Origin of the sequence: Microlunatus sp. Gsoil 973 (assembly GCF_009707365.1) — a bacterium.
GTDB lineage: Bacteria > Actinomycetota > Actinomycetes > Propionibacteriales > Propionibacteriaceae > Microlunatus.
This window is the reverse complement of record NZ_CP046122.1, coordinates 4,870,541-4,896,996: the sequence shown is the minus strand read 5'-3', so window position 1 is coordinate 4,896,996 and position 26,456 is coordinate 4,870,541. Positions and strand designations below refer to the sequence as shown.

Sequence of the window (26,456 nt, the reverse complement as noted above, 5' to 3'; positions counted from 1 at the left end):
ATCATGTTCTCGAACCTGAGCGCTGGAGCTCTCGGACTGTCCCTCGACCACACCCAGGCGATCGACCTCGCCGTCAAGCACGGATTCGGCGGCGTCGACCCCGATCTCGGCTACTTCCGCGGCCTCGGCAGCGATGCGGCGATCGCCGAACACGCGGCCTCGGTCGCCGAACGCGGGCTGCGCTGGGGCATCGCCGGCCTGCCGGTGCCGCTGACCGCCCCTGCAGAGGAATTCCGCGCCGCCCTTGCGACCCTGCCGGAGACCCTCGGCCTGCTGGCCGCCGCCGGAGTCACCTCGGTCGGCACCTGGGTCCGGCCGATGCACGATGACCTTTCCTACCGGCGCAACTGGGTGCTGCACGTCAGCCGGCTGCAGTTGGTCGCCGATCTGCTGGCCGACGCCGGGCTTCGGCTCGGCCTGGAATACATCGGCCCGAAGACCTTCTGGTCCACCGAACGCTTTCCGTTCATCCACTCGATCGGCGAAGCGCTGGAGCTGATCGCCGAGGTCGGCAAGCCCAACATCGGCCTGATCCTCGACACCTACCACTGGTACACCGCAGGTGAGACGGCGATCGATCTGGTCGGGCTGAGCGACGCCGACATCGTCTCGGTCGACATCAACGACGCCCGCGACGATCGGCAGCGCGACGAGCAGCAGGATCTCGACCGCCGGCTCCCGGGCTCCACCGGAGTGATCGATCTGGACGGGTTCATGGACGCCGTACGGGCCGCCCGGTACAGCGGCCCGGTCAAGGTCGAACCCTTCATGAAGTCACTGGCCGAGGAACCGCTCGACGACGTGCTGTCCGATGTCGCCGCTCGCCTCGACAAGGCGATCAGGGCCTGACTTCAGGGTCCGCCGTGCCTACCGGGTGCGAAATCGGGGTTCACGCTTCTCGACGAACGCGGTAACCCCTTCCGCCCGGTCGGCGGAGAAGGCCGTGTTCCGCCAGGCCCGGTCCTCGACCTCGAGTCCTTCGCCGATCGGCAGATCGAATCCGGTGCGCAGCGCCTGCTTGGCATTGCGCAGCGCAACCGGAGACTTGGCCGCGATCAGCGCAGCAAGATCACGGGCCGCATGGACAGCGTCGCCCGCCGCTACCCGGCGATCGGCCAGCCCGATGGCGTACGCCTCGTCCGCGCCGACCCGTCGGGTGGTGAAGATCAGATCCGCGGCGCGGTTCAGGCCGATCCGCCGGGACAGCAGTTGGGTGCCTCCCCCACCGGGGATGACGCCGACCCCGACTTCGGGAAGCGCGAAGACGGCGGTGTCGGAGGCGATGATCAGATCGCAGGACAGCGCCAGTTCGCAGCCGCCCCCCAATGCGTAACCGTCGACGGCCGCGATCGTCGGCATCGGCAGGTCGAGAACGCAGTTGTACGCGCGCCTGGCCAGTGGGCGCTGCCGGGCGAGATCATCGTCGGACAGTGCCTGGCGTTCCTTCAGATCCGCCCCGACACAGAACGCCTTCGGCACGGCGCTGGACAGGATGACCACCCGGACGTCGCGGTCGTCGGTGACTTCTGCGCAGGCACCGGCGATCGCCGTCGCTTGGGCTGTGTCGACCGCGTTCAGTGCGTCCGGGCGGTCCATGACGATCTCGGCGACATGCTCACCGGGCCGCTCAATCGCGACGGTCACCGTGCACCTCGCCGAACAACAGCTCGCTCATGATCACGTGTATCCGTTCCACGTCAGGCACGTCGTCCAGGCTGATCGTGCTGTTCTCCCCGGCGGTCTGGATGTTGAGGGTGCCGCAGCCCAGCATCCGATCCAGCAGGCTCCGGTCATAGCTGACATCGTTGATCCTGATCAGCGGCAGGTCCTTGCCGGTCTTGTTCAGGATGCCGGTGCGCGTGATCAGCCGCCGGTTGGTGATCGAATAGGTCGTGGTCCGCCAACGCAGGAACGGCACCAGGCACCACCAGCAGAACAGCACCAGTCCGACGATGATCACGACGTACTGTCCGATCGGCGTCCCGTCGGGTGGCACCAGTGCGCAGCCGAAGCCGACGGCGGCCGCCAACAGGATCAGCAGGACGGCCGGGCCGATCAGCCTCTTGGCATGGGTACGGACGTGAACCTCGACGTGTTCACCCTCGCCGAGCAGCTTCCGTGGCAGACCCATGCCAGCCACGGTACCCAGAGATCAGCGCAAGTGGATGACGTCACCGGCGCCGAAGACCTGCCGGCCGTTCGCCGTCCGGACCACCAGCCGGCCGTCGTTGTCGATGGCCTCCGCCCTGCCGGTCACCGAGTCCTCGCCGGACAGTACGACGCGCACCTGTCGGCCGATTGTCGCGCACCGGGTGATGTAGGCACGACTCAGCGCCTCGGCGTCGAAATCCTGCTGCCAGTTCTCGTACAACAGGCCGAAGGCGCGCAGCACCGTCGCCGCGACCGTCGTCTTGTTCCGGGTGCTCGCCCCGGCCAACAACAACGAGGTCGCCCAGGGCACCGGCAGCTGGTCCTCGGTCAGGTCGGTGTTGATGCCGATGCCGATCACGCAACCGGGTCCCGACGGCGTGCTCACCTGCTCGGCCAGAATGCCGGACAGCTTGCGGTCCCCGACCATCACGTCGTTGGGCCACTTGAGCGTTGTCGCCACCCCGGTCGCCCGCCGGATGCCTTCGGAGGCGGCCATCCCGCAGATCAGCGGCAGCCAGGTCCACCGCTGCCATGCGACGTCACCGGGGACCAACAACAGCGACATCGCCAGGCTGGCACCGGGCGGGGCGGACCAGGTGCGATCCAGGCGTCCGCGCCCGCTGGACTGGTACGTGGTGAGCAGCACCGAGCCGTGCCCGGCGGACCCCGCCGCAGCGGCCCGTGCCAGATCGGCATTCGTCGAACCGGTCTGCGACACCACCTCGATCTGTTGCCACAGCCGCCTGCCGTCCTCGACGACGAGCTCGCGCAGCCGCTCGGCATCTACCGGATCCGTGTCATACATTTCGCCGCCGACCCTACCGTTAGGGTCGAGCCATGTCTGACCTCCATACCACCGCCGGCAAGATCGCCGACCTGGAGCGACGGCTCGGTGAGGCCGGTCATGCCGGTTCCGCCGAGGCGATCCAGAAGCAGCATGCGCGCGGCAAGAAGACCGCCCGGGAACGGATCGCGCTGTTGTTGGACGAGGGTTCGTTCACCGAGATCGACGAGTTCGCCCGGCACCGGTCGACCGCGTTCGGCATGGAGAAGCGGCGGCCGTACGGCGACGGCGTGATCACCGGCTTCGGCACCATCGACGGTCGGCCGGTCTGCGTCTTCTCCCAGGACTTCACCGTGTTCGGCGGCTCACTGGGCCAGGTGTTCGGCGAGAAGATCGTCAAGGTGATGGACTTCGCCCTGAAGACCGGCTGCCCGCTGATCGGCATCAACGACTCCGGTGGCGCCCGGATCCAGGAGGGGGTGGTCTCGCTCGGCCTCTACGGCGAGATCTTCCGGCGGAACACCCACGCCTCCGGGGTCATCCCGCAGATCTCGTTGATCATGGGTCCGTGTGCCGGCGGTGCGGTCTATTCGCCGGCGATCACCGACTTCACGATCATGGTCGATCAGACCTCGCAGATGTTCATCACCGGGCCCGATGTGATCAAGACCGTCACCGGCGAGGACGTGACGATGGAGGATCTCGGCGGCGGCCGGACCCACAACACCACGTCGGGCAACGCGCACTACCTCGGCACGGACGAGGAGGATGCGATCGGCTACGTCAGGGAGCTGCTCGGTTTCCTGCCACAGAACAATCTCGAGGAACCGCCGGCGCTGCCGGTCGAGATCGAACTCGGGGTGACTGACGACGATCGCCAACTCGATGAGCTGATCCCGGACTCGCCGAACCAGCCCTACGACATGCACGACGTGATCACCCGCGTGCTCGATGACGAGGACTTCCTGGAGACCCAGCCGCTGTTCGGCCAGAACATCATCACCGGCTTCGGACGGGTCGAGGGACGGCCGGTGGGCATCGTCGCGAACCAGCCGTCGGTGCTGGCCGGCTGTCTTGACATCAATGCGTCGGAGAAGGCCGCCCGCTTCGTCCGGACCTGTGACGCGTTCAACGTCCCGGTGATCACCTTCGTCGACGTACCAGGCTTCCTGCCCGGCACCGATCAGGAGTGGAACGGGATCATTCGCCGGGGCGCGAAGCTGCTCTTCGCCTATGCCGAGGCGACGGTGCCACTGGTCACCGTGATCACCAGGAAGGCGTACGGCGGCGCCTACGACGTGATGGGCTCCAAGCATCTGGGAGCCGACATCAACCTCGCCTGGCCGACCGCCCAGATCGCCGTGATGGGCTCCCAGGGCGCGGTCAACATCCTCTACCGCCGGGAGCTGGCCGAGGCCGAGGATCCCGACAGCCGGCGTGCGGAGCTGATGACCGAGTACGACGAGGAGCTCGCCAACCCGTACCTGGCGGCCGAACGCGGCTACGTTGACGCGGTCATCGCTCCACACGAGACCCGGGCCGAGATCATCCGGTCGCTGCGGCTGCTGCGCACCAAGCGGGAGCAGCTGCCGCCGAAGAAACATGGGAACATTCCTCTGTGAACGTCGCTGAGAATTCCGCGGACCCCACCGACGAGGAGGTCGCGGCCGTCCTCGCGCTCCTTGCGGTCCGGGCCGCCGGGCGCACCACCGAGCCGGACCGGCCACCCTCCGGCTGGGCGGCGTACTGGCGAACGGTCAAGGCACCGATCCAGCCCGGTCCGGGTAAGTGGCAGGCGGCGGTCCGGGGTTGGTGACAGTGACGACGGCGACCCTCACCGTGCGCCGGGCACGGGTCGCAACCTTTGCCGTGTTCGGATTCAACGGCCTGCTGTTCGCCAGCTGGTCGGCGCGACTGCCGGCGGTGGCCGGTGTCTTCCACCTCACCCCCGGCGGTCTCGGACTGCTGCTGCTGATGGCCGGCCTCGGCTCGGTGCTCGGCCTACCGCTGGCCGGTGGCATCGCCGAACGCGTCGGGACCGCCGGCGCGATCCGGCTTGCCGGTTCGATGCTGGGTGCGGCCATGGTGGTGGTGGCCCTGAGCCTGCTGTTCGGCTGGCTGATCCCCTGCGGCGTCGCCCTCTTCTGCTACGGCATGGGAATGGGTGTCTGGGACGTCTCGCAGAACATCGAGGGTGCGGAGGTGGAGCGGCGCGGCGACAAGACGATCATGCCCAAGTTCCATGCCGCCTTCAGCGGCGGAGCGTTCCTCGGAGCGCTGCTGGGTGGGTTGCTGTCCCGACTCCACGTGCCCCTGTGGCTGCATCTGCTGGTGGTCGTCGCCGCCGGTGCCGTGTTGATCGTGTTCGCCACCCGGTTCTTCCTGCCGGCCCACGCCGATCCGGAGCAGCCGCGGACCTCGCGCTGGCGTGCCTGGACCGAGCCGCGCACCCTGCTGATCGGGTTGGTCGTCTTGGCGGCCGCTCTCACCGAGGGGTCGGCCAACGACTGGGTGGCCAAGGCCACCGTCGACAGCTTCCGGGTCAGCGGGTCGATCGGCGCGATCATGTTCGCCGTCTTCGTGGCGTCGATGACGATCTTCCGGTACGCGGGCAGTTCACTGCTGGACCGATTCGGTCGGGTCGCGGTGCTGCGCGGCTGCCTCATCGCGGCGATCGTCGGCCTGTTGATCTTCGTCTTCGCTCCTGAGCCGTACCTGGCCGCGATCGGCGCGGTGTTCTGGGGCGCCGGTGCCGCGCTGGGTTTCCCGGTCGGCATGTCGGCCGGAGCCGATGATCGGCAACACGCCGCGGCCCGGGTCTCGGTCGTGTCGACGATCGGCTATGGCGCGTTCCTGATCGGGCCGCCCGTGCTGGGGTTCATCGGAAACCACGTCGGGGTCCGGCACTCGTTGCTGGTGGTCGCTGCCGTCTGTGTCGTGTCGTTGCTCAGTGCACCGGCCGTGCGCCCGCCCGCCGGCCGGTAGGGTCCTGACCATGGACCGACCGATCGACGAGATCGCCGAGGCGTACGTCGCCGACAGCATCGCCAATCACCCCACCCTGGCCACCGTGCTGGGCATCGAAGGCTATGACGACGCGTGGGACGATTTCTCCCCGGACGGGTTCGCCGCCGAGGCCGATCGCGACCGCCGCACCCTGGCTGCGCTTCACGGTGCCACCCCGGTCGACGAGCGGGAGAACGCGGCCAAGGAGTCGATGATCGAACGGCTGACGCTGCAGGCCGAGTTGTACGACGCACACGTCGTCACCAGCCGGGTCAGCGTCGTCGCCGACATCGCACACGAGGTCCGGGAAGTCTTCGACCTGATGCCCACCGACACCGAGGACGCCTGGCGGAACATCGCCGCCCGCCTGCGGACCGTCGGAACGCCCTTGTCCCAGGCCCGGCAGACCCTGTCGGAAGAGGCCGAGCAGGGCAACGTGTCGGCGATCCGGCAGATCAAGGGAGCGGTGGAACAGATCCGCGGCTGGACCGGTGAGGTCGGATCCCACGACTTCTTCGACGAGCTGGTGGCATCCATGCCGGACCGGTTCGGCGACACCCTCGCCGGCGAACTGCGGGAGGCCGCCGTGGTCGCGCGGCAGGCCTACGCCGACTACGCAGGCTGGCTGGTGAGCGATCTTGCCCCGAAGGCCCCCGCCCTGGACGCCGTCGGCGAGGAGCGCTATGCCCTGAACAGCCGCTACTTCCTCGGCGCCGCGGTAGACCTCGAGGAGACCTACCAGTGGGGCTGGGCCGAGCTCGAGCGACTGCAGGACCAGCAGAAGGCGATCGCCCGGGATCTCTACGGACACAGCGACATCAAGGCGGCCTATGAGGCTCTCGATGCCGATCCGGCTCGCAAGATCAGCGGCGCCGAGGCGTTCCGCGACTGGATGCAGGGACTGGCCGATCAGGCGCTGGCCGACCTTTCCGGAACTCACTTCGACATCCCGGAGCCGATCCGCAAGATCGAATGTTGTCTGGCTCCGACCCACGACGGCGGCATCTACTACACCGGGCCGACCGAGGACTTCTCCCGTCCCGGCCGGATGTGGTGGGCGGTGCCCGAGGGAATCGACGACTTCTCCACCTGGAAGGAAGTCACCACCGTCTACCACGAGGGTGTGCCCGGGCATCACCTGCAGGTCGCCCAGAACGCGTACGCCAAGGATCAGTTGAACCGTTGGCAACGCTTGCTGTGTTGGGTTTCCGGACACGGTGAGGGCTGGGCGCTGTACGCCGAGCGGCTGATGGACGACCTGGGCTACCTGAGCGATCCGGGGAACCGGATGGGCATGCTGGACGCGCAGGCCTTCCGGGCGATCCGGGTGATCATCGACATCGGCATGCATCTGCAGTTGACGATCCCCGATCCGAATCCCTGGGGCTTCCGTCCGGGCGAGCGGTGGACGCCGCAGGCCGGCTTGGAGTTCCTGTTGATGAATCTGGCCACCGATGAGCCGACCCTGCGGTTCGAACTTGATCGGTATCTGGGTTGGCCGGGCCAGGCGCCGTCGTACAAGGTCGGCGAGCGGATCTGGCTACAGGCCCGGGACGAGGCGAGGCAGCGGGCCGGAGCGAGTTTCGATCTGCGCAAGTTCCATGCGGATGCGTTGAATCTCGGTCCGATGGGTCTGGATCCGTTGCGTGCCGCGCTGGCCCGGGTCTGATGCGGTTCGTCCTCGCCTCACAGTCCCCGGCCCGGTTGGCCACCCTTCGGTCGGCCGGGGTCGAACCGGAGGTGATCGTCTCCGGCGTCGATGAGTCGGTTGTCGTCCAGACCCGGCCGGCAGATCTCGCGCTGACCCTGGCCCGGCTGAAGGCTGAGGCGGTCACCGATCAGCTCCTGGGTGAGCCCGGGCCGGTGATCATCGTCGGCTGTGACTCGGTGCTGGAACTCGACGGTGTCGCGTACGGGAAACCGGGCAGCGCCGACGTCGCCAAACAGCGTTGGCAGATGATGCGCGGACGGTCCGGCGTCCTGCACACCGGGCACCAGTTGATCAAAGTCGCCGATGGCACGGTGCTCCATGAGGCAGGTCGGAGCGCGGCAACGACGGTGCACTTCGCGAACCTGTCCGATGCGGAGATCGATGCCTACATCGCCACCGGCGAACCGCTGCAGGTCGCCGGCGGCTTCACCGTCGACGGCATCGGCGGACCCTTCGTGTCGGGGATCGAGGGCGACCAACACAACGTCGTCGGCATCAGCCTCCCGCTGCTGCGGGAGATGATCATCGCTGCGGGTCACTCCTGGTCTGAGCTGTGGACCTGTCATCGGCAAAGTCACGAATGAACTCGCGGAATCGTCGTTCGACCGGCCCGATGTCAGCCGCCGACGACCAGACCTGCTCAGCGAAGTCGCTGTTGCCCAAGGCGTGCGTGCCTGACCGGTTGACCAGCAGGACGTACCCGTAGGTCGACCTCCAGACATAGGTGCCGGGCACCGGTTGTCGGACCTGCCAACCACCATGGGTGCGTACCCGATGTTCGGTTCTGCTCAACGGACCGAGATTGCCCAACCAGGTCTGGCCCGGCGGACCCTTCTGGTACGGAATCGTGTGATCGACGTCGATCCGCCGGGACACAACGGTCGACCACGGGAAACAGCTCGCCGGCGACCGTGCGAGCAGAGCCTCCCGCATCCGCGACGGCACCTCGTAGGCATCGACCGCGGTCAGGTCGCTCGCGTCGATCACCGGCTGCAGCTTGACGCGGACACCGCTGCCCAGCCAGCACCGCGCCTGGTCCAGGATCACCGGTCCGATGCCCTCGACCCGGCAGATCCCGGACCCGGCCCGCAGCGATTCGGCTGAGACGTGGACGTGCAACACCGCCCTGGGCGCGAGCTTGGAAAGATCGGCCCGCGCCAGCCACTCCGGCACCGGGCCGGTCAGCTGATCCTCCACCGCCGGCGTCACCACCGGACGCCTGGTCTCGGCATCGATCTCGACCCGTTGGTCCGATCGCCGTGAGTCGTGAGCCATCACAGCCGCCGCCACGAGCGGTTGAGCCATCAGTCCCGCTGCCTGGGCACGGAACTCCTGCTCCGATGCACACTGCCGGTCGACGACACCGGGAAGTTGATCACCGCTGCGGGCCGACGACCGCAGGACACGCGCGGTCCGGTCGATCGAGTCCTCCAGCTGATTCGCATCCGCGGCGTCGAGGCGCATGATCACGGTCTTGGTGCCGTACCGAGGACGCTTGGACACGGACACATGCCGGCCGCGGCTGGCCTTCTCCGCCAACCGGATCGCACGGTCCGGATCTGCCAGCAGGATCCTGGATTCCAGCAAATCGGAGAATCGCTGCCAGGGCATGCTTTCCACGCACTCCCAAACTTCGGCATCGACCCCGGCCGCTGCGTCGAGGCTCAGCTCCCGGGTGCGTTGCGCGATCCGCCGCGCCCGCCAGCCGTGGATCCGGCCGGCCAGCACCAACTCCCACAACCTCGGGAGTCGGTAGCGCAGGTCGATACTGTCGGCGACGAGTGCGCGGGCCTGCCATTCCGGCATTCCGAGAACGGGGCCGAGTTCGACCGGAGCGAATTCTGCGATCTCGGGGGTCCCCCTCTCCGCCGAGCCGGATGCGCCGTTCGGCTCCCGGCACACCATCCGGACGGACGGACTCACCGGGGTGCTGCACCGCCCAGTGCGCCGCAAGCTCCAGTTGTGCACACTCGGCTCGAACTTGCTGCAGGACGGACTGTTCCAGGGCTGCGAGCGTTTCGCGCGGACCCAGTCCGTCCATCACCGGTTCGAACATGTCCTCACGCTAGACGAACGGTCTGACACTTCTTCGCGGGCGAACCGCAGACTGTGGATATCTCCAGAGATTCGTCGCTGCGGCTACCGTGGACGTATAGCTTGCCCCCAAGCTATTCTCGAAGGCCATGAAGATGTCCAAACCAGCAATCGAGGTCGCGCGGCGACCGGCCGCATTCATCGTGGTGGCTACGGTCCTTGCAGCGTTTCTGGCCGGAGCCAGTGCACCCTCCCCCCTGTACGGGGTCTATGCGAGGACCTGGGGATTCTCGCCCGTCACCGTGACCGCCGTATTCGCGATCTACGCCATCGCACTACTAGGCACCTTGTTGGTTTCGGGCACACTTTCCGACGCCCTCGGCAGGCGTCCGGTGATCTTGATGGCGCTCGGTCTCCAGTCGCTGGCGATGGCTCTCTTCTTGCTCGCCTCTGGCGTGGCATGGCTCTATCTGGCCCGGATCACCCAGGGCGTTGCAACAGGTCTGGTCACTGCGGCGGTCAGTGCCGCGCTACTCGATCTGCAGCCCGCCGACCGACCCGGCCGGGGGCAGTGATGAACGCCGTGATGCCGACCGCCGGCCTGGCTGTTGGCGGGCTCGTCGCCGGCTTGCTGGTGCAATATGCCCCACAGCCCACGCGTCTGGTGTATCTGGTGTTACTGATCAGCTATCTCGGACTTGCCGCCGCGATGTTGACGGTGCCGGAATCGGTGACCACAAGATCACGTCTGTCGTTGATCCCGCAGATCGGCGTCGGTCCGGCAAGTCGGACGGCTTTCCTTGCCGCGACTCCGTGTTTGGTCGCCTGTTGGGCGCTCGGTGGGCTCTACCTGTCCCTCGGCCCGTCGCTGATCATGGAGATCGAGCACTCGGAGAATCTGATGCTCGGCGGCGCGATCGTCGTCGCGCTGTGCGGCGCCGGAGCGATCAGCTGCCTGATCGTCCGGTCCTGGCCGCCGGCAACGACCATGGTCGCAGGCTGCACGGTGTTGATCGCCGGAGTGATCGTGACCATGGCCGGTGTGACGATCGGCAGTGGTGCCGTCTTGCTGGCCGGCAGCGTGATCGCCGGCGCAGGCTTCGGATCGGGATTTCTTGGCGCGTTCCGACATCTCGTCAGTGATGCCGGCCCGCATGAGCGCGCGGCGCTGATCGCGGCGATCTACGTCGTGGCCTACCTCGCGTTCGCGGTTCCCGCGGTGATCGCCGGTGTCGCCGCCCGCACACTCGGACTGCTGCCGACGACCATCGGCTACGCGGCCATGGTGGCGGCACTGGCGCTCACTTCGCTGGTCGCCGAGCTGGTCCAGCCTTTCCGATCATGACCGGTGATGATCAACGACCGACCGTCGATCCGGGCGCCGACTCTGTCGACCGGGTGATGGCGTCGTGGGCAAGGACCCGACCTGATCTTGATGTGACACCGATCGGGATCTTCACCCGCCTCGACCGGCTGAAGCGAGCGATCGATCGCGAAATGATCTTCGAACAGTTCGGACTCAATGGCGCCGACTTCGCCGTACTGGCGACGCTCGTCCGGGTCGCTCCGGACAACGGGATGAGCCAACGTGGCCTGATGGCCGAACTCGACCTCAGCTCAGGGACCGTGAGCCTACGGGTCGAGCGACTGGTCCGCGCCGGTCTGGTCACCAGGACCGCAGATCCCGACGACGGGCGGGGATCGATCGTCGCGTTGACCTCAGCCGGCCGCGACGTCTTCGAGCGATGTGCACCCGCCCACCTGGACAACGAACGCCGATTGCTCACTGCATTGACGCCCGAGCAGCAGGATCAACTCGCCGCGTTGCTGCGACATTGGCTGTCGGTGTTGGAAACGTCGTCCCCCTGAGGGTCAGAGCCGTTCGTAGACGACACCAGCCAGCAGCCCGGCGTTCAGCGCGACGACCAAGCCCACCACAACCCAGGCGACCATGATCGTCAACCGATGGGTCGGCGCGGCTGCCAGGAGCGTCCGGTCCTGGGCGAACCTGACCAAGGGCACCAGCGCGAACGGGATGCCGAACGACAGCACCACCTGGGACCAGATCAACATCTGGGTCGGGTCCCAGCCGATGCCGAGCAGGATCACCGCTGGAACGGCGGTCAGCAAACGGCGCAGCAGGATCGGGATCCGGCGGCGCAACAGGCCACCCATGATCACTGCGCCTGCGTAACCGCCGACCGACGTCGAGGCCAGCCCGGACGCCAACAGGGCGACCGCGAACAACATGGCGATCACCGAACCGAGTTCGTCGCCCAGCGCACGATGGGCATCCTCCAACCCGCCGACGTCCCGACCGAACAACGCGCTGGCAGCCAACAGCAGCATGCCAAGATTCACCGCGCCGGCAACGCCCATCGCCAGACCGACGTCGACCCGGGTGGTCCGGATCAGCGGCCCGAGCCGATCACGGCTGACGGGACCGTGCCGATCCCGTACCAGAGCCGAGTGCAGGTAGACCACGTGCGGCATCACGGTCGCTCCGAGCATGCCGACCGCCAGCCGGGCGCTCTCGGTGCCTTGCAACCGAGGCCGCAGCCCGTCCAGCGTCGCCGCCGGGTCCGGCGGGTCGACCAGCAGGCCGGCCAGGAAACCGAGCGTCACGACCGCCAGCAGCCCGGAGATCACCCGCTCGAAATCCCGCTGCCCGCTGCGGTCCTGGATGACCAGCAGCGAGGTCGACACGGCAGTGGTGATCAAGGCTCCGACGATCACCGGCAGGTCGAAGAGCAGCCGCAATGCCACTGCGCCACCGATGATCTCGGCAAGATCGGTGGCCACCGCGACAAGTTCGGCCTGCAGCCAGTACGCGACCCGGCTGCCGGTGCGCGTCCGCGAACCGACCAGTTCGGGTAGCGACCGCCCGGTGACCAGGCCGACCTTGGCCGACAGGTACTGCACCAGTCCTGCCATCAACGTCGCCCCGACCAACACCCAGAGCAGCAGGTAACCGTACGCCGCCCCGGCCGTGGTGTTGGTCGCGACATTGCCGGGGTCGACATAGGCCACGGCGGCGACGAAGGCCGGGCCGAGCAGCCGGGACCGGTAGAGCAGCGCGCGACCGCGTCCCAACAGAGTGGTGCTCATCCCCCGCGCTTGACGAGGTGATCGGCGACCCGCAGCGAGTTGGCGATGATGGTGAGCACCGGATTGACCCCTCCGTTGGTGACATGCAACGACCCGTCGGCAATCCACAGATTGGCATGACCCCACACTGATCCGAAGGGATCCGTCACCGAGGTCAGCGGGTCGGTGCCCATCCGGCAGGTCCCGGCCTGATGTTGGCCGGCGCTCGGCCCGGACGGCCGCGCGCCCGGCGCCGGCGCGAAGACCTGCGAGGCACCGCTGGCCTCCAGCCACTCGCGGGCCCTGGCCGTCATGAAGTCGCGGGACCTCACGTCCTCGGGGTGGACCGACCCGCTCAGCACGGCGACCGGGTTGCCGAACCGGTCGCGGACCGCAGGGTCAAGACGGACCCGGGCGTCAGCGGTGGTGACTTCCTGGATCGGCCCGACCACCCGCTCCATCCGTCGCGTCCAGCGGCGCATGCCCTGTTTCGCCTTCGGCCCGTACGGCGGGATCACGCCCGCACCGACCAGGTAGTCGAAGCTGCTGGCCGGGATGGGCACGAACTCGTTGGCCAGCATCCCGCCACCGACCAGTCCGTCGTTGCCATGCCGGAAATCACAGGTGGCGATGGACGGGCCGGGCCCGTCGATGCCGAAGGTCTCGTCCTCGAAGAGCCCCAGCGCACCGGCGTAGAGGTGTCCCTGCACATGCCGACCGACCTGATCGTGGTTGTTGCCGACGCCGCCGGGCTCCCGGTCCGAACCACTGGCCAACAACAGCCGGGCGGTGGCGATCGCACCAGCGGAGATGATCACCTCATCCGCCGCGATCTGCCGGCGCCAGACCCGACCGCCGTCCTCGCCCACGACCGCGACCCCGGTGACCCGGCCGGCGGGATCGGTGATCAACTTCTCGGCTGTGGTGGCAGTGATCAAGAAACCGTTCCCGGTCGCCAACGCTGTCGGGATCGCGGTGTTGTGCGAGCCGGACTTGGCTTCCACCGGGCAGGCGAAGCCGACACACATTGCGCAATGCATGCACGCGGGACGGCCCCGGTAGGCGGTGGAGTTGATCAACAACGGTGGCGGCACTGTGCCCCAGCCAAGGCTTGCGGCGCCGGCCGCCAGCAGTTGCCGACGACCGCTTCCGGAGACCACCGGCGGCATCGGATAGTCCCGGGATCTGGTGCCCGCCCAGGGATCGCCGGCGGCCAGGCCGCTGACCCCGTATCGCCATTCCGCTTCGCTGTAATAGGGCTCCAGATCCTCGTAGGTGATCGGCCAGTCGGCCAGCGAACTGCCGTCTGGAACGCCGTAGGAACTTGCCATCCGCAGATCCTGCGGGGTGAACCGCCAGGCCTGTGCCCCGTACACCCGGGTGCCGCCGCCGACGGTGATCGCGTTGTCGGCAGTCGGCCCGGTGAGCGTGCCGAGTCCGGTGTTCAGCCGCGGGTTGTGCAGATGATCATGGTCGAGCGCCGAGGCCGCCGGCCCGCTGCCGGATTCGATGATCAGCACGCTGCGACCGGATTCGGCGAGGATCTCCGCCGCCACGCCTCCACCGGCCCCGGAGCCGATGACGATCGCGTCGTAGCGCTGCCGCAGTTGAGCCGGGGTGATCAGCCCGGCACGGTCGAAGGGCAGTGCAGGAAGATCCTTCGGCCAGCCGCCGGCGGGGTCGGGCTGCCAGTCGACCATCTGCCAGACTGCCGGCCGGCGGCCGTCGCCGTAGTAGCCGTAGTTGACCAGCCGGGCGAACCAGGCGACCTCCGGATCGGTGCCGACCGATGCCAGGGCCGCCTGGCGTCCGGCGGCGTCGAGACCGATGAAGCCGTTTCCGCCGACCTGCCACGCGGCGGCGTCGACCTTGGCGACGGCCGCATTGATCCGTCGGCCCCAGTCGGGCCGCTCGCGCTCGCGGACCCGTTGCAGGAAGTCCAGTCCGCCGGCAGCACTGGCCGACGGGAAGTCGTCGGCCGGAACGATGGCATCGATGACGGTCGTCAACAGGTCCGGTGCAGTCTCGGCGGTCACGCCTAACGGTTATACAGTGTCGGGACCTTCATCCACAGGTCGGTACGGCTACCCTCGGGTCGTTATGTCTGACCAGGTGCGCTCACCCAGCCGGGTTCCGGCAGCGATCCGTGCTGTCCGGCCCCATCAGTGGCTCAAGAACGTCCTCGTGCTGTCAGCACCGCTGGCCGCGGGTCGGCTGTTCGAGCCGGCGATCCTCTCGGCGTCCGCGCTGGCCTTCGTCGCCTTCTGCCTGATCAGCGGAACCGTCTACCTGATCAACGACATCCGGGACGTCGACGAGGACCGGCTTCACCCCAAGAAGCGGTTCCGGCCGATCCCGGCGGGCGAGCTGTCGATCCGCGCCGGGTGGGTGCTGGCCGCCGTGATCGGCGTCATCGGGCTGGGAATCGGCTTCCTCACCTCGATCCCGCTCGGCGCGACCTTGATCATCTATCTGCTGCTGCAGGTCAGCTACTCATTCTTCCTGAAACACCAGCCGGTGATCGACCTGGCGGTCGTCGCCAGCGGTTTCCTGCTGCGAGCCATCGCCGGCGGCGTCGCCGCGCATATCCCGCTGAGCCAGTGGTTCCTGCTGGTCGCCTCGTTCGGTTCGCTCTTCATGGTCGCCGGCAAGCGCTACTCCGAGATGCTCTCGCTCGGCGCCGATGCCGGGACCCGGAGATCGCTGGCCAGCTACACCGACACCTATCTGCGATTCACCTGGATGCTGGCCGCCGCGATGGTGCTGATCAGTTACAGCCTGTGGGCCTTCGAGAATCTGAAGCTCCGCCCGTTCGGCATAGGCTGGACGGCGATCTCCATCGCACCCTTCACCCTGGGGCTGCTGCAGTACGCGCGGGAGATCGACATCGGCGAGGCGGGTGAGCCGGAGGACGTGGTGATCCGCGACCGGGTGCTGCAGGTCTTCGGTCTGCTGTGGCTGATCATCATCTGTATCGCCGTCTACGGAGGAAAACTATGATCGACGCGCTCGGTGTCCCGCAGTCGCTGTTGCTGCTCGGCGGCACCTCCGACATCGCCCTGGCCATCGCCCGCACCTACGCCGCCAAGCGGCCGGAGCTGAGGGTGCTGCTGGCCGCCCGGCCGGGCGACCGTCGTACCGCGGCCGCGGACGAGCTCCGGGAGGCAGGCTGCGCAGTGACCGAGTTGAACTTCGAGGCCACCGACGCCGCATCGCGCACCCAGGTCGTCCAGCAGGCGTTCGAGTCCGCAGACGTGGACTGTGTCGTGGTGGCATTCGGCATCCTGGGTGATGCTGAAGAGGCGTGGACCGATCCCGACGCCGCACTCCGGATGGCCGAGATCAACTACACCGCCCCGGTTCATCTGGGCGCCCTGGTTGCCGAGCGCTTCCGAGGGCAGGGATACGGCCAGCTCATCGCGTTGTCCAGCGTTGCCGGTGAACGGGTGCGGCGGTCCAACTTCGTGTACGGATCGACCAAGGCCGGCTTCGACGGCTTCTACTCCGGTCTCGGCGAGGCGCTCAAGCCGTTCGGCGGACGTGTCCTGGTGGTCCGCCCGGGTTTCGTGCGATCCAAGATGACCTCCGGGATGGACGAGGCGCCGATGGCCGTCACCCCCGAACAGGTCGCCGAGGCCACTGTGGCCGCCGTTCGGGACCGCAAGGAGTTGATCTGGGTGCCAGGGCCGATGCGGATCGTGATGTCCGGTCTGCGGCATGTGCCGCGGCCGCTGTTCCGGCGGCTACCGATCTAGCCGCACCTGCTCCAGGGCGTGCCGGCCGACCGCTGCCAGACCGGGATTGTCGTCGGAATTGGCCAGCAGGGACATTCCCAGGCTCAGCGCCCAGCCGCGTGCCCGTCGCCACAGGTTGTCATCGGCCCTGTCATCGGCCCTGTCATCGGTGTCGGTGAGCGCGGAATAGTGATCATGGAACTGCCGCCGACCCTCGGCGTCGAACGCCAACCAGGCGACGGCCAGGTCGGTCGCCGGGTCACCGGCGCAGAGGTCGCCGAAGTCGATCACCGCGGACAGCTGTCCATCCTTGGTCAGCACGTTCGCCGGGTGCGGGTCGCCGTGCAACCACTGGGGTGGGCCGGTCAGCTCCGGCGTGTCGACAAGGTCGGCCCACAGGGTGCGCATCCACGGCGGTGCGGCGAGCAGGTCCAGGTGGTCGGCGACCAGCGTTGCCCGCACCGAGAGCGGGATGCCGCGGACCGGATTATTGGGAGCGTCGGCCGGCGCGGGCCGGTGCAGTGCGGCGAAGAAGGCGGCGAGTTCGACGGCCACCCCAGCCCGATCGGGCACCGGGATCTCGGTCAGCGCATCGCCGTCGAACCACGGTCCGATGGACCAGAACCACGGATATTCCTCGGTCGGCCGGCCGACGCGCACCGCGACCGGGATCGCGACGGGCAGACGCCCGGCCAGTTCGGAAAGCCATTGCTGCTCCTTGATGATCAGCTCGGCAGCGAGCTGCTGCCGGATCAGCTCGGTCACCAGCGATGGCGTGACGTCCATCTCCGCTTCGGGCATGCGCACAACGGTCAAGTCAATCAGACCGGTGGCACTCCGTGCCGCTTGGTGCTGAACGTTCGGTCCTTGGTCGCGGCAGCGGCGAAACGGGCGACCAGTTCACGGCGCACCTCGGCCGGTTCGACGATGCCGTCGATGATCAGATCGGAGGCCAGTCGCAGGATGTCGATGTCGGTCTCATACTCGGCCTGCAACCGTGCGACGAACTCCGCCCGTTCGGCCGGCTCGGAGATCTCGGCGATCTTGTTGGCGTAGACGGCGTTGATCGCCGCCTCCGGACCCATCACCGCGATCTTGGCTGTCGGCAGGGCCAGGCAAGCATCGGGCTGGAATCCCGGGCGGCCATCGCATACAGACCGGCACCGTAGGCCTTGCGTACGATCAGCGAGACGGTCGGCACGGTTGCCTCGGCGACGGCTGTGATCATCTTCGCGCCGTGCCGGATGATGCCCATCCGTTCGACCTCGCTGCCGATCATGAAACCCGGGACGTCGGCGAGATAGAGCAGCGGCAGGTTGAATGCGTCACAGAGCCAGATGAACCGGGCCGCCTTGTCCGCCGAGTCGACGAACAGCACGCCGCCCTTGACTGCCGGCTGGTTGGCGACGATCCCCATCGGATTGCCTTCCAGGCAGGCGAATCCGGTGACCAGCTCCGGTGCGAACAGCGGTTTGACCTCAAGGAAGGAGTCCTCGTCGATGATCGCCTCGATCACCGTGCGGATGTCGTAGCCGTGGGCCTCGTCCGCGGGCACCAGGTCGTCGGTGAAATCCCGGACCGGCCCGGCGGCAGGGCGGGACGGTGCGGGCAGCCGCCAGTTGCCGGGAAGGTAGCCGAAGAGCTCCTTCGCCTGCTCGATGGCGTCCTCGTCGTCGACGGCGAGTTGATCACCGCAACCGGAGACCGAGGCGTGCATCCGGGCTCCGCCCATCTCCTCCAGCGTGACCTTCTCGCCGACCACCATCTCGGCCATCCGCGGCGACCCGAGGTACATCGACGCGTTGCCCTCAACCATGATCACCACATCGCAGAACGACGGGATGTATGCGCCGCCGGCCGCACTCGGCCCGAACAGGCAACAGATCTGCGGTACCTTGCCGGACAGGGCGACCTGGTTGCGGAAGATGCGGCCGGCGCCACGTCGGCCGGGGAAGAGATCGACCTGATCGGTGATCCTGGCACCCGCGGAGTCGACGAACCAGAAGATCGGCAGCTCGTCGGACAGTGCGATCTCGGTGACCCGAATGATCTTCTCCACCGTCCGCGCACCCCAGGAGCCGGCCTTCACCCCGGGATCGTTGGCGACCACCAGTGCCGGCCGGCCGTCCACCAGGCCCCGGCCGGTGACCACACCGTCGGCCGGCAGCCCGCCGGCCCGGGCATTGGCCAGCTGCCCGTCCTCGACGAACGTGCCGTCGTCGAACAGCAGCCTGATCCGGTCCCGGACGAAGAGCTTGTTCTGGCTCTTCAGCTTCGCCGACGTCCTCTCCGGCGGGGTGAGTGTCGCGTCCCGGGCGGCGGACACCTCGGCGGCATGATCACGAGTCATTCGACATCCAGACCGAGTCCCCGCGCGATCAGCAGCCGTTGTACCTCCGAGGTGCCCTCCCCGATCTCCAAGACCTTGGCGTCTCGGTAGAACCGGGCGATCGGATACTCCTCCATGAAGCCGTAGCCGCCGAAGATCTGGGTTGCGATCCGGGTCGCGGTGACGGCGTACCCGGTGGTCTGGAGTTTGGCGATCGCCGCCGCGCGTTTGTACGCCGCCATCCCCGGTCCGCTGCCCTCGTCGATCGCGTCCCGCATCGCCGCGGCGGAGTAGACAAGCAGGTCAGCGGTGTGGGCCATGGCGTCGAGATCTGCAAGCTGGAAGGCGACGCCCTGCTTGCGCCCGATCGGCGTGCCGAAGGCCTTGCGCTCACCGGCGTACTGCACGGCAAGATCACGACAGGCGCGGATGCATCCCAGGGCGAGGGCGGCGATGGCCACCCGGCCGTCGTCGAGGATCGCCAGGAACTGCGCATAGCCCCGGCCGAGTTCGCCGAGCAGATGATCGACCGGGACCCGGGCATCGGTGAAGGTCAACGGGTGGGTGTCGGAGGAGCGCCAGCCGAGCTTGTGGTAGCCGGGTTCGACAGTGAAACCCGGTGTGCCGTTGGGAACGATGACCGCCGAGATCTCCGCCCGGCCGTCGGGGCGGGTTCCGGTCCGGGCGGTGACCGTGACCAGGGAGGTGAGCTCGGTTCCGGAATTGGTGATGAACTGCTTGGCGCCGTTGATCACCCACTCGTCGTCGACCAGTTCGGCCCGGGTCCTGGTGGCGGCGGCGTCCGATCCGTTCTCCGGCTCGGTCAGCCCGAATCCCGCCAGCGCGCGCCCGGCGACCAGATCCGGCAGCCAGCGGGTCTTCTGATCTTCGTTGCCGAAGGTGGCGATGGGATTGATCCCCAGTCCGACGCCCGCCTCGATGGTGATTCCGAGCGACTGGTCGGCCCGGCCCACCTCCTCGATCGCGATGCACAGGCTGGAGAAGTCACCGGCACCGCCGTACTCCTGGGGCGCGTGCAGTCCGAAGACGCCCAGATCACCCAGCTTGCCGACCGCCTCAACCGGGAACCGGTGTTCGGCGTCCCAGTCGGCGGCGTACGGTGCAACCTCGGCGGCCGCGAACTCGGCCATCACCGCCCGGAAGTCCTGGTGTTCCTTGCTCAGCTGGTACGCCATCGGGATCCCTTCTCGAGGACCGGGCCGCGCATCAGACCTCGGCCTGCTGCCCGGTGACATCCCACAGGTGATGGACGATGTCGTGCAGCAGATACTGCAGGAAGGTCCGCACGGTGAACTCCGCTCCGTCGGACCGGGTACCGCGACGGTCGAGCTGGGAATCCTCCAGGGCGCGGATCCTGGCCACCAGGGTCGCGCTGTAGCCGGCGATCTCTTCCGCCACCCGATCCGGGTCGAGACGTGCGTAGTCGCCGACGATGGCGGCCTCGTCCTGGTCCCAGTTCTTGAACGTCGGAGTGTCCTCGATCAACATCATCACCAAGCGGGCGTCGTACAACTCGATCGCGTCCCGGACGTGCGCGCCGTATTCCAGCGGCGACCAGATCCGAGGTGACGGTCTCCGATCCGCGGCAGGGTTCTGGGTGAGGATCTGCACCCACTCGACCGCCGCGGCCTCCAGACGATCAGCGACCCCGGGGACGTCGATGGTGCCGGCCTCCAGACCGCACTCGGGACAACGCAGTTGGATCGTCCACGTCCAATCCTTGGTATCGGGCGGCGGCTGTTCCATGGGCACAGAGTATCCCCAGGTTGAGCGCGCCACCTGTGCACAAGGTCGGCATTTCGGTGGATGAGGGACCCCGCGTTGTGGACGGATCGGCGCGCCGGGAAATTCCCGGATCTTCTTTGTCCGTTGGGGTTGCGTTCGGCTCGCGGTGCGAGTAGAACTTCTCTCACGCACCCCGCAAGGGGAGCGGGATCCGATGAAGACCACGATCCATCCGGCGGGTTTCGACTCGCCGCCCGGTCGATGACGGGCCGGGGTGATCGCAGGATCAACGGTGAGGCCGGAAGCGTCATCAGTCCTGGCCAACAAGTGGGGCTCGTCCAACTCATACTTGGACGAGCCCCACGCCTGTTCCGCGCCTATTCTGGCAAGGGTGACCATCGACCTCAACGCCGACCTCGGTGAATCCTTCGGCCAGTGGCAAGTCGGCGACGACGCGGCGATGCTGCAGTTGATCACCAGCGCCAACGTCGCCACCGGTTTCCATGCCGGTGACCCGCAGAGCCTGTTGGTGACCTGCCGCGAGGCGGTGGCGCGCGGTGTCGTGATCGGTGCCCAGATCGGCTATCGCGATCTTGCCGGTTTCGGCCGACGGTTCATCGACATCGACCCGGCGGAACTGACTGCCGAGATCATCTACCAGATCGGCGCACTGGACGCCCTCGCCCGCAGCGCCGGCGGCCGGGTCGCCTACGTCAAACCGCACGGCGCGCTCTACAACGCCATCGTCGATCATGAGCCCCAGGCGCGTGCGGTGGTCGACGCGCTGCTGGCGCTCCCGGAGCCGCTTCCGCTGCTCGGCCTGCCCGGGTCGCTGGTGCTGAAGATCGCCGAGGACAGCGGCATCCGTACCGTGACCGAGTACTTCATCGACCGCAACTACACCCCCGACGGCAGGCTGGTCGACCGCCGACAACCGGATGCGCTGATCATCGACCCCGAGGCTGCAGCCGAGCGTGCCGTTGCCGCGGCACGCGAGCAGGTCGCGGAATCCTTCTGCACACACGGCGATTCGCCGGGCGCGGTGACCATGGCGCAGACCGTCCGCTCCGCGCTCACTGCTGCGGGCATCGAGATCGCGCCGTTCCTCTGAAGGCCCGGTGATGACTCGACGCCTGCTCCCCTACGGCGACACGGCGCGGCTGCTGGAATGTGGGGATCTGGAGGACAGCCGGCGGCTGCTGCACTGGCTGCACCAGCAGGACCGGCCTGAGATCTCAGGGATCGTTCCCGGCGCACGCACCTTGCTTCTCCAATTGTCCGCCCCGCTGCCGACCGAACTCGCCGGCACCCTGATCGAGATCGAACCGCCGCCGGTTCCGGCCGGCGACGCCGGCCTCGTGGCCATCGACGTCCGGTACGACGGACCCGATCTCGCCGCTCTCGCCGAACGACTCGGCCTCGACGCCGAGGAGTTGATCAACCACCACACCGGTCAGGACTGGGTGGTGGCGTTCTGCGGCTTCTCCCCCGGCTTCGGCTACCTGTCCCCGACCGAGCGGCCGCTTCCGGTGCCACGCCGGGCCTCTCCGCGGACCAGGGTGCCCGCCGGTTCCGTCGCACTGGCCGATCACTGGTCCGCTGTCTATCCGGCCCCGAGCCCCGGAGGTTGGCAGCTGATCGGCAGCACCGACGCGCCACTGTTCGACGTCACCGCCGAGCCGCCGGCCGTGCTCGCCCCCGGCACCCGCGTCCGCTTCCGCCGGCTGACGCCATGATCATCATCGAACAGACCGGGCCACTGGCGCTGATCGAGGATCTCGGCCGGTCCGGGTACGCCCACCTCGGCGTCCCGCCCTCCGGAGCCGCCGACCGGCACGGCCTGCGGGCGGCCAACCGCCTGGTCGGCAACCCCGAGGGCTTCGCGGCCATCGAGGTGCTGCACGGCGGCCTTGTCGTCTCCACCGAACGCCCGATCTGGGCCGCCGTGGCCGGGGCGACCACAACGCTGGTGATCAACGCCCGGCCCGACGCCTCCCACCACGCCGTACACCTGCGTCCTGGTGACCGGCTGGAGGTGAGGGCGCCAACAGCCGGGCTGCGCAACTATCTGGCCGTCCGCGGCGGCATCGACGTCCCACCCGTACTCGGCAGTCGCTCCGCAGATCTGCTCTCCGGACTCGGTCCGGCACCGCTGCAACCCGGCACCCGACTGCCGGTCGGACGGACGCCGCTGCCCTTCCCCCATATCGGCCTGGTGCGCACGCCGCCATCCGATGACCCGCTCGAGGTGGCCCTGACGCCCGGGCCACGCACCGACTGGCTGACCCCGAAGGCCGTGCAAATCCTGGCCGACCGGGTGTGGACCGTCAGCAACGACTCCGACCGCACCGGTGTGCGGTTGCAGGGAGCGCCGCTGGGCCGCCGGGTCACGGCGGAGTTGCCCAGCGAGGGCATCATCCGAGGTGCCGTCCAGGTGCCGCCATCGGGCCTGCCATTGATCTTTGGTTCCGATCATCCGGTCACCGGCGGGTACCCGGTGGTCGGCGTGGTGCCGGCAGCGGACTGCGACCGCATCGCGCAGCTGCGTCCCGGCGACGGCCTGCGGTTGCGGTGGCGTGCCAGCCCTTAGACTCCGTGAGGTCAACAGGGGAGGTCGCATGCACAAGGTCCTGGTCGCCAATCGCGGCGAGATCGCCGTCCGGGTGATTCGTGCCGCCGCAGACGCCGGGCTGACCGCCGTCGCGGTCTACGCCGAACCCGACGCCGACTCGTTGTTCGTGCAGCTGGCCGATGAGGCGTACGCCCTGGGCGGCAGCACTCCGGCCGAGACCTACCTGGACATCCCGAAGCTGATCGACATCGCCCGCCGCAGCGGCGCCGACGCGGTCCATCCCGGCTACGGTTTCCTCGCCGAGAACTCGGCCTTCGCACAGGCGGTGATCGACGCGGGGTTGACCTGGATCGGACCGCCGCCGCCGGCGATCGACGCGCTCGGTGACAAGGTGCGCGCCCGGCACATCGCCCAGAAGGTCGGCGCGCCGTTGGTGCCGGGCACGGCGGACCCGGTCGAGGATGCCGCCGAGGTGGTCGCCTTCGCCGAGGAGTACGGCCTCCCGGTCGCGATCAAGGCCGCGTTCGGCGGTGGGGGGCGCGGGTTGAAGGTGGCCAGGACGATCGAGGAGATTCCCCAGCTCTACGAGTCCGCGGTCCGCGAGGCGGTCACCGCCTTCGGCCGGGGTGAGTGCTTCGTGGAGCGGTTCCTCGATCGTCCGCGGCATGTCGAGACCCAGTGCCTGGCCGACCAGCACGGCAACGTGATCGTCGTCTCCACCAGGGACTGTTCGCTGCAGCGCCGCAACCAGAAGCTCGTCGAGGAGGCCCCGGCGCCCTTCCTCAGTGATGAACAGCGGGCCACGCTCTACACCGCGTCCAAGGCGATCCTCGCCGAGGCGGGCTACGTCGGTGCCGGGACGTGTGAGTTCCTGGTCGGACCGGACGGCACCATCTCCTTCCTCGAGGTGAACACCCGCCTGCAGGTGGAGCATCCGGTATCGGAGGAGGTCACCGGACTTGACCTGGTGCGGATGATGTTCCGGATCGCCGACGGCGAGAAGCTCGAGATCGGTGATCCGGTGATCACCAAGCACTCGATCGAGTTCCGGATCAACGCCGAGGATGCCGGCCGCAACTTCATGCCCGCGCCCGGCACGCTGACCACCTGGCAGCCGCCGTCCGGGCCGGGAGTCCGGGTCGACGAGGGCTACCGGACCGGGATGACGGTGCCCGGCAGTTTCGACTCGCTGGTCGCCAAGGTCATCGTCACCGGCGCCGATCGGGCGGAGGCGATCGCCCGCAGCCGGCGAGCCCTGGCGGAGTTGCGGATCGACGGCATGCCGACGGTCGTACCGTTCCATCGGGCCGTGCTCGGTGACCCGGCGTTCGTCGCGGCGGACGGTGATTTCGCCGTGCACACGCGCTGGATCGAGACCGACTTCGACAACCGGATCCCGCCCTACGACAGCGAGGTCGCCGCCGCACCCGACTCGCAGGACAAGACGACCGTCGTCGTCGAGGTCAACGGCAAGCGGTTCGCGGTGGCCATGCCGGCCGGGATCGCCGCCACCGCGCAGCCGGCACCTGCACGGACCAGGAAGCCCAAGCGGCAGCGCACGGCCTCCGCGGCGGCCTCGGGCAACGCGTTGACGTCGCCCATGCAGGGCACCATCGTCAAGGTGGTGGCCTCGGACGGTGACCAGGTCGCCGAGGGTGAGCTGATCGTCGTGCTCGAGGCGATGAAGATGGAGCAGCCCCTGTCCGCACACCGGTCGGGCCGGGTCAGCGGTCTGTCGGCCGAGGTCGGCGCGACGGTCACCAGCGGCTCGGTGATCTGCGAGATCGTCGACTGAAACCCGAGACCGGACTCCAAGAATGGCTTAAATTGTCCGATCGGGCACCGGGTCGACCGAACCGCCTTGGCACACTGGAATCCATGGAATCGATCGTCCTGCTGTTGATCCTCGTCGTGGTCGGCGGTAGTGCCCTGGTCTACGGCCGCAAGCAGACCAAGCGCCGGGAGGCCACCGAGCGCGCCGAACTGGAGAGCCAACTGGCCACGTCCAAGCGGGCCGCCGACGAGGACGTCACCAAGTTCGGTGAGGAACTGCAGCGACTGGACGTCGACGTGGCCGGACGGCCGCTGGACGAGGCGATGCAGCAGGACTACCAGCGGGCCCTGGATGCCTATGAGGACGCCAAGACGTCCCTGGCGGCGGTACGCCGGCCAGAGGAGATCCGGCACGTCACCGAGATCCTCGAGGACGGTCGCTATGCCATCGCCTGCGTCAAGGCGCGGGTCGCCAACCAGCCGCTGCCGCAGAAGCGGCCGCCCTGCTTCTTCAACCCGGCACATGGCCCGTCGGCGCAGAACGTGCAGTGGGCGCCGCCCGGGGGCTCGGTACGCGATGTGCCGGCCTGCGCGGCCGATGCCGAGCGCGTGCTCGCCGGTGCGGACCCGTATATCCGCACCGTGCAGATGGGCGCCCGCCGGGTGCCGTACTGGGAGGGTGGACCGGCGTACGCGCCCTGGGCTCAGGGTTACTACAACAGCTGGCGCGGCTCGGACATGCTCACCGGCATGATGGTCGGCGGGCTGCTGTTCGGCGGGATGAACTCGATGGGCGGGCTGTTCAGCGGCCTCGGCCAGGGCATCGGCGCGATCGGTGAGGGCATCGGTGAGGGTTTCGAGGGCATCGGCGACGGCATCGGCGACGCCTTCGACGGGATCGGCGACATGTTCGGGGACTTCTTCGGCGGCAACTGAGGTCTGAGCTCAGCGATCGAACCCCGGGTGGCGGGTGGAGATCTTGCGGACCTCGGTCAGATGCCCGCCGAGATAGGCGCCGAGTCCGGCGACCGAGCCACCGGCCAGCGCCAGCAGCACGCCGTTGCCGTGCCGGTCGCGATGCCGGGCGAACCAGGATGCGGTGTAGAGGCTCAGCGCAACCGAGTTCACCGACGCATGCAGTACGCCCACCCGCTGGGACTCGGGGTCGATGCTCCGCCACTCCGCCAGCCCGGTCAGGACCGTCGGCACCGTGGCGAGGATGCCAAGCCCGATCAGCCGCGTCGCCGCTGGTCGTGCGGACCGGCCGCCCAGCAGATCGAGCAGGCTGGCCGACACCCACGCTCCGATCGGGACGTCGGTCAGCGGCGGGTGGATCGCGTGGCCCGTCCAGTTGCCCTGCAGCGCCCGGGTCCGGGCCGGCGAGCCGGTGAGCGGTTCGGCGACCCGCCGCAGCAACCCGACCCCGGGATTCAGTGCCGGCGTCGTCTCGACCCGCTTCATCAGCCGGACGTGGATCGGGTCCTTGGCGATCAGACCCCTTCCTCTGGTGCTCCGAGCCATGCCTCTGC

28 protein-coding genes are annotated in these 26,456 nt (G+C 68.1%); 16 read left to right on the top strand and 12 right to left on the bottom strand.

Annotated features, from left to right (window positions below; translation table 11 throughout):
- Window positions 1-3: 3 nt before the first annotated feature.
- Window positions 4-849 carry a sugar phosphate isomerase/epimerase gene (locus GJV80_RS22975; RefSeq protein WP_154689893.1) on the top strand — a complete coding sequence of 282 codons (846 nt, stop codon included), beginning with the start codon at window positions 4-6 and terminating at the stop codon, window positions 847-849.
- A gap of 18 nt (window positions 850-867) precedes the next feature.
- Here GJV80_RS22975 and GJV80_RS22970 read toward each other — a convergent pair whose 3' ends face one another.
- Genes GJV80_RS22970 through GJV80_RS22960 form a run of 3 tightly spaced genes read right to left on the bottom strand, consistent with a single transcriptional unit; the run spans window position 868 to window position 2,956 of the window.
- Window positions 868-1,644 (bottom strand): enoyl-CoA hydratase/isomerase family protein, encoded by a 777-nt coding sequence (locus GJV80_RS22970; RefSeq protein ID WP_230207961.1) that lies wholly within the window; start codon window positions 1,642-1,644, stop codon window positions 868-870.
- Window positions 1,628-2,131: a PH domain-containing protein gene (locus GJV80_RS22965; protein WP_154689892.1), complete on the bottom strand. Its 504-nt coding sequence runs from the start codon at window positions 2,129-2,131 to the stop codon at window positions 1,628-1,630. Before GJV80_RS22965 ends, GJV80_RS22970 begins: the two co-directional genes overlap by 17 nt.
- Before the next feature lie 21 nt (window positions 2,132-2,152).
- Window positions 2,153-2,956 (bottom strand): biotin--[acetyl-CoA-carboxylase] ligase, encoded by an 804-nt coding sequence (locus GJV80_RS22960; protein WP_154689891.1) that lies wholly within the window; start codon window positions 2,954-2,956, stop codon window positions 2,153-2,155.
- Between the two features lie 32 nt (window positions 2,957-2,988).
- On the opposite strand from GJV80_RS22960, the gene GJV80_RS22955 reads away from it, so the two are divergent.
- Genes GJV80_RS22955 through GJV80_RS22935 form a run of 5 tightly spaced genes read left to right on the top strand, consistent with a single transcriptional unit; the run spans window position 2,989 to window position 8,236 of the window.
- Window positions 2,989-4,557: an acyl-CoA carboxylase subunit beta gene (locus tag GJV80_RS22955; RefSeq protein ID WP_154689890.1), complete on the top strand. Its 1,569-nt coding sequence runs from the start codon at window positions 2,989-2,991 to the stop codon at window positions 4,555-4,557.
- On the top strand, window positions 4,554-4,751 hold the full coding sequence (locus GJV80_RS22950) for an acyl-CoA carboxylase epsilon subunit (protein WP_154689889.1): 198 nt from the start codon (window positions 4,554-4,556) through the stop codon (window positions 4,749-4,751). Before GJV80_RS22955 ends, GJV80_RS22950 begins: the two co-directional genes overlap by 4 nt.
- Window positions 4,752-4,753: 2 nt before the next feature.
- Complete coding sequence (locus GJV80_RS22945) at window positions 4,754-5,920, top strand: MFS transporter (protein ID WP_230207960.1); 1,167 nt, start codon at window positions 4,754-4,756, stop codon at window positions 5,918-5,920.
- Window positions 5,921-5,930: 10 nt separating this feature from the next.
- Complete coding sequence (locus GJV80_RS22940; protein ID WP_154689887.1) at window positions 5,931-7,610, top strand: DUF885 domain-containing protein; 1,680 nt, start codon at window positions 5,931-5,933, stop codon at window positions 7,608-7,610.
- The gene (locus GJV80_RS22935; RefSeq protein ID WP_154689886.1) at window positions 7,610-8,236 is read left to right on the top strand and encodes a nucleoside triphosphate pyrophosphatase; all 627 of its coding nucleotides are present in this window, start codon (window positions 7,610-7,612) and stop codon (window positions 8,234-8,236) included. Before GJV80_RS22940 ends, GJV80_RS22935 begins: the two co-directional genes overlap by 1 nt.
- On the opposite strand, the gene GJV80_RS22930 is transcribed toward GJV80_RS22935, so the two are convergent.
- Window positions 8,175-9,575 (bottom strand): hypothetical protein, encoded by a 1,401-nt coding sequence (locus GJV80_RS22930; RefSeq protein WP_154689885.1) that lies wholly within the window; start codon window positions 9,573-9,575, stop codon window positions 8,175-8,177. The genes GJV80_RS22935 and GJV80_RS22930 overlap by 62 nt on opposite strands.
- A 266-nt stretch (window positions 9,576-9,841) precedes the next feature.
- Between GJV80_RS22930 and GJV80_RS22925 the strand changes: the two genes are divergently transcribed.
- From GJV80_RS22925 to GJV80_RS22915, 3 genes are read left to right on the top strand one after another with little or no spacing between them, the layout of a single operon-like run.
- Entirely contained in the window at window positions 9,842-10,261 is a 420-nt protein-coding gene (locus GJV80_RS22925; RefSeq protein WP_195909081.1) for an MFS transporter, read from the top strand.
- On the top strand, window positions 10,261-11,031 hold the full coding sequence (locus GJV80_RS22920) for a hypothetical protein (RefSeq protein WP_154689883.1): 771 nt from the start codon (window positions 10,261-10,263) through the stop codon (window positions 11,029-11,031). Before GJV80_RS22925 ends, GJV80_RS22920 begins: the two co-directional genes overlap by 1 nt.
- A complete protein-coding gene (locus GJV80_RS22915) occupies window positions 11,028-11,555 on the top strand; it encodes a MarR family winged helix-turn-helix transcriptional regulator (protein WP_154689882.1) in 528 nt (175 codons plus the stop codon). Before GJV80_RS22920 ends, GJV80_RS22915 begins: the two co-directional genes overlap by 4 nt.
- Window positions 11,556-11,558: 3 nt before the next feature.
- Here GJV80_RS22915 and GJV80_RS22910 read toward each other — a convergent pair whose 3' ends face one another.
- Window positions 11,559-12,794 carry an Nramp family divalent metal transporter gene (locus tag GJV80_RS22910; RefSeq protein ID WP_154689881.1) on the bottom strand — a complete coding sequence of 412 codons (1,236 nt, stop codon included), beginning with the start codon at window positions 12,792-12,794 and terminating at the stop codon, window positions 11,559-11,561.
- Window positions 12,791-14,809, bottom strand: a complete 2,019-nt coding sequence (locus GJV80_RS22905) for a GMC oxidoreductase (protein WP_154689880.1) — start codon at window positions 14,807-14,809, stop codon at window positions 12,791-12,793. The genes GJV80_RS22910 and GJV80_RS22905 overlap by 4 nt, the downstream gene beginning before the upstream one ends.
- 64 nt (window positions 14,810-14,873) lie before the next feature.
- Here GJV80_RS22905 and GJV80_RS22900 point away from each other — a divergent pair, with 64 nt between their 5' ends.
- Together GJV80_RS22900 and GJV80_RS22895 are read left to right on the top strand one after the other, a co-directional pair.
- Window positions 14,874-15,773, top strand: coding sequence for a decaprenyl-phosphate phosphoribosyltransferase (locus GJV80_RS22900; RefSeq protein WP_154689879.1), 900 nt, complete (start codon window positions 14,874-14,876; stop codon window positions 15,771-15,773).
- Entirely contained in the window at window positions 15,770-16,528 is a 759-nt protein-coding gene (locus GJV80_RS22895; protein WP_154689878.1) for a decaprenylphospho-beta-D-erythro-pentofuranosid-2-ulose 2-reductase, read from the top strand. Before GJV80_RS22900 ends, GJV80_RS22895 begins: the two co-directional genes overlap by 4 nt.
- Here GJV80_RS22895 and GJV80_RS22890 read toward each other — a convergent pair.
- Genes GJV80_RS22890 through GJV80_RS22875 form a run of 5 tightly spaced genes read right to left on the bottom strand, consistent with a single transcriptional unit; the run spans window position 16,517 to window position 20,603 of the window.
- Window positions 16,517-17,308: an aminoglycoside phosphotransferase family protein gene (locus tag GJV80_RS22890; protein ID WP_230207959.1), complete on the bottom strand. Its 792-nt coding sequence runs from the start codon at window positions 17,306-17,308 to the stop codon at window positions 16,517-16,519. The genes GJV80_RS22895 and GJV80_RS22890 overlap by 12 nt on opposite strands.
- 20 nt (window positions 17,309-17,328) lie before the next feature.
- Entirely contained in the window at window positions 17,329-17,592 is a 264-nt protein-coding gene (locus GJV80_RS24705; protein WP_255455511.1) for a carboxyl transferase domain-containing protein, read from the bottom strand.
- On the bottom strand, window positions 17,592-18,857 hold the full coding sequence (locus tag GJV80_RS22885; RefSeq protein ID WP_255455510.1) for an acyl-CoA carboxylase subunit beta: 1,266 nt from the start codon (window positions 18,855-18,857) through the stop codon (window positions 17,592-17,594). Before GJV80_RS22885 ends, GJV80_RS24705 begins: the two co-directional genes overlap by 1 nt.
- A complete protein-coding gene (locus GJV80_RS22880; RefSeq protein WP_154689876.1) occupies window positions 18,854-20,032 on the bottom strand; it encodes an acyl-CoA dehydrogenase family protein in 1,179 nt (392 codons plus the stop codon). Before GJV80_RS22880 ends, GJV80_RS22885 begins: the two co-directional genes overlap by 4 nt.
- A gap of 31 nt (window positions 20,033-20,063) precedes the next feature.
- Window positions 20,064-20,603: a DinB family protein gene (locus tag GJV80_RS22875; protein ID WP_154689875.1), complete on the bottom strand. Its 540-nt coding sequence runs from the start codon at window positions 20,601-20,603 to the stop codon at window positions 20,064-20,066.
- Between the two features lie 370 nt (window positions 20,604-20,973).
- Between GJV80_RS22875 and GJV80_RS22870 the strand changes: the two genes are divergently transcribed.
- From GJV80_RS22870 to GJV80_RS22850, 5 genes are all read left to right on the top strand, one after another.
- Window positions 20,974-21,693, top strand: a complete 720-nt coding sequence (locus GJV80_RS22870; RefSeq protein WP_154689874.1) for a LamB/YcsF family protein — start codon at window positions 20,974-20,976, stop codon at window positions 21,691-21,693.
- A gap of 10 nt (window positions 21,694-21,703) precedes the next feature.
- Window positions 21,704-22,318, top strand: a complete 615-nt coding sequence (locus GJV80_RS22865; RefSeq protein ID WP_154689873.1) for an allophanate hydrolase subunit 1 — start codon at window positions 21,704-21,706, stop codon at window positions 22,316-22,318.
- Window positions 22,315-23,172 (top strand): biotin-dependent carboxyltransferase family protein, encoded by an 858-nt coding sequence (locus GJV80_RS22860; RefSeq protein WP_154689872.1) that lies wholly within the window; start codon window positions 22,315-22,317, stop codon window positions 23,170-23,172. The genes GJV80_RS22865 and GJV80_RS22860 overlap by 4 nt, the downstream gene beginning before the upstream one ends.
- Before the next feature lie 28 nt (window positions 23,173-23,200).
- Complete coding sequence (locus GJV80_RS22855) at window positions 23,201-24,949, top strand: biotin carboxylase N-terminal domain-containing protein (protein ID WP_154689871.1); 1,749 nt, start codon at window positions 23,201-23,203, stop codon at window positions 24,947-24,949.
- Between the two features lie 83 nt (window positions 24,950-25,032).
- Window positions 25,033-25,863, top strand: a complete 831-nt coding sequence (locus tag GJV80_RS22850) for a hypothetical protein (protein WP_154689870.1) — start codon at window positions 25,033-25,035, stop codon at window positions 25,861-25,863.
- Between the two features lie 9 nt (window positions 25,864-25,872).
- Here GJV80_RS22850 and GJV80_RS22845 read toward each other — a convergent pair whose 3' ends face one another.
- Window positions 25,873-26,448 carry a DUF2231 domain-containing protein gene (locus tag GJV80_RS22845; protein ID WP_154689869.1) on the bottom strand — a complete coding sequence of 192 codons (576 nt, stop codon included), beginning with the start codon at window positions 26,446-26,448 and terminating at the stop codon, window positions 25,873-25,875.
- Window positions 26,449-26,456 lie beyond the last annotated feature (8 nt).

Excerpts from the sequence above, each read along its gene's own strand:
- GJV80_RS22975 (WP_154689893.1), top strand. The coding sequence starts at position 4 with ATGTTCTCGAACCTGAGCGCTGGAGCTCTCGGACTGTCCCTCGACCAC.
- GJV80_RS22965 (WP_154689892.1), bottom strand. The coding sequence starts at position 2,131 with ATGGGTCTGCCACGGAAGCTGCTCGGCGAGGGTGAACACGTCGAGGTT.
- GJV80_RS22960 (WP_154689891.1), bottom strand. The coding sequence starts at position 2,956 with ATGTATGACACGGATCCGGTAGATGCCGAGCGGCTGCGCGAGCTCGTC.
- GJV80_RS22955 (WP_154689890.1), top strand. The coding sequence starts at position 2,989 with ATGTCTGACCTCCATACCACCGCCGGCAAGATCGCCGACCTGGAGCGA.
- GJV80_RS22940 (WP_154689887.1), top strand. The coding sequence starts at position 5,931 with ATGGACCGACCGATCGACGAGATCGCCGAGGCGTACGTCGCCGACAGC.
- GJV80_RS22935 (WP_154689886.1), top strand. The coding sequence starts at position 7,610 with ATGCGGTTCGTCCTCGCCTCACAGTCCCCGGCCCGGTTGGCCACCCTT.
- GJV80_RS22925 (WP_195909081.1), top strand. The coding sequence starts at position 9,842 with ATGTCCAAACCAGCAATCGAGGTCGCGCGGCGACCGGCCGCATTCATC.
- GJV80_RS22920 (WP_154689883.1), top strand. The coding sequence starts at position 10,261 with ATGAACGCCGTGATGCCGACCGCCGGCCTGGCTGTTGGCGGGCTCGTC.
- GJV80_RS22915 (WP_154689882.1), top strand. The coding sequence starts at position 11,028 with ATGACCGGTGATGATCAACGACCGACCGTCGATCCGGGCGCCGACTCT.
- GJV80_RS22910 (WP_154689881.1), bottom strand. The coding sequence starts at position 12,794 with ATGAGCACCACTCTGTTGGGACGCGGTCGCGCGCTGCTCTACCGGTCC.
- GJV80_RS22900 (WP_154689879.1), top strand. The coding sequence starts at position 14,874 with ATGTCTGACCAGGTGCGCTCACCCAGCCGGGTTCCGGCAGCGATCCGT.
- GJV80_RS22895 (WP_154689878.1), top strand. The coding sequence starts at position 15,770 with ATGATCGACGCGCTCGGTGTCCCGCAGTCGCTGTTGCTGCTCGGCGGC.
- GJV80_RS22890 (WP_230207959.1), bottom strand. The coding sequence starts at position 17,308 with ATGCCCGAAGCGGAGATGGACGTCACGCCATCGCTGGTGACCGAGCTG.
- GJV80_RS24705 (WP_255455511.1), bottom strand. The coding sequence starts at position 17,592 with ATGGGTCCGGAGGCGGCGATCAACGCCGTCTACGCCAACAAGATCGCC.
- GJV80_RS22885 (WP_255455510.1), bottom strand. The coding sequence starts at position 18,857 with ATGACTCGTGATCATGCCGCCGAGGTGTCCGCCGCCCGGGACGCGACA.
- GJV80_RS22880 (WP_154689876.1), bottom strand. The coding sequence starts at position 20,032 with ATGGCGTACCAGCTGAGCAAGGAACACCAGGACTTCCGGGCGGTGATG.
- GJV80_RS22875 (WP_154689875.1), bottom strand. The coding sequence starts at position 20,603 with ATGGAACAGCCGCCGCCCGATACCAAGGATTGGACGTGGACGATCCAA.
- GJV80_RS22865 (WP_154689873.1), top strand. The coding sequence starts at position 21,704 with ATGACTCGACGCCTGCTCCCCTACGGCGACACGGCGCGGCTGCTGGAA.
- GJV80_RS22860 (WP_154689872.1), top strand. The coding sequence starts at position 22,315 with ATGATCATCATCGAACAGACCGGGCCACTGGCGCTGATCGAGGATCTC.
- GJV80_RS22855 (WP_154689871.1), top strand. The coding sequence starts at position 23,201 with ATGCACAAGGTCCTGGTCGCCAATCGCGGCGAGATCGCCGTCCGGGTG.
- GJV80_RS22850 (WP_154689870.1), top strand. The coding sequence starts at position 25,033 with ATGGAATCGATCGTCCTGCTGTTGATCCTCGTCGTGGTCGGCGGTAGT.
- GJV80_RS22845 (WP_154689869.1), bottom strand. The coding sequence starts at position 26,448 with ATGGCTCGGAGCACCAGAGGAAGGGGTCTGATCGCCAAGGACCCGATC.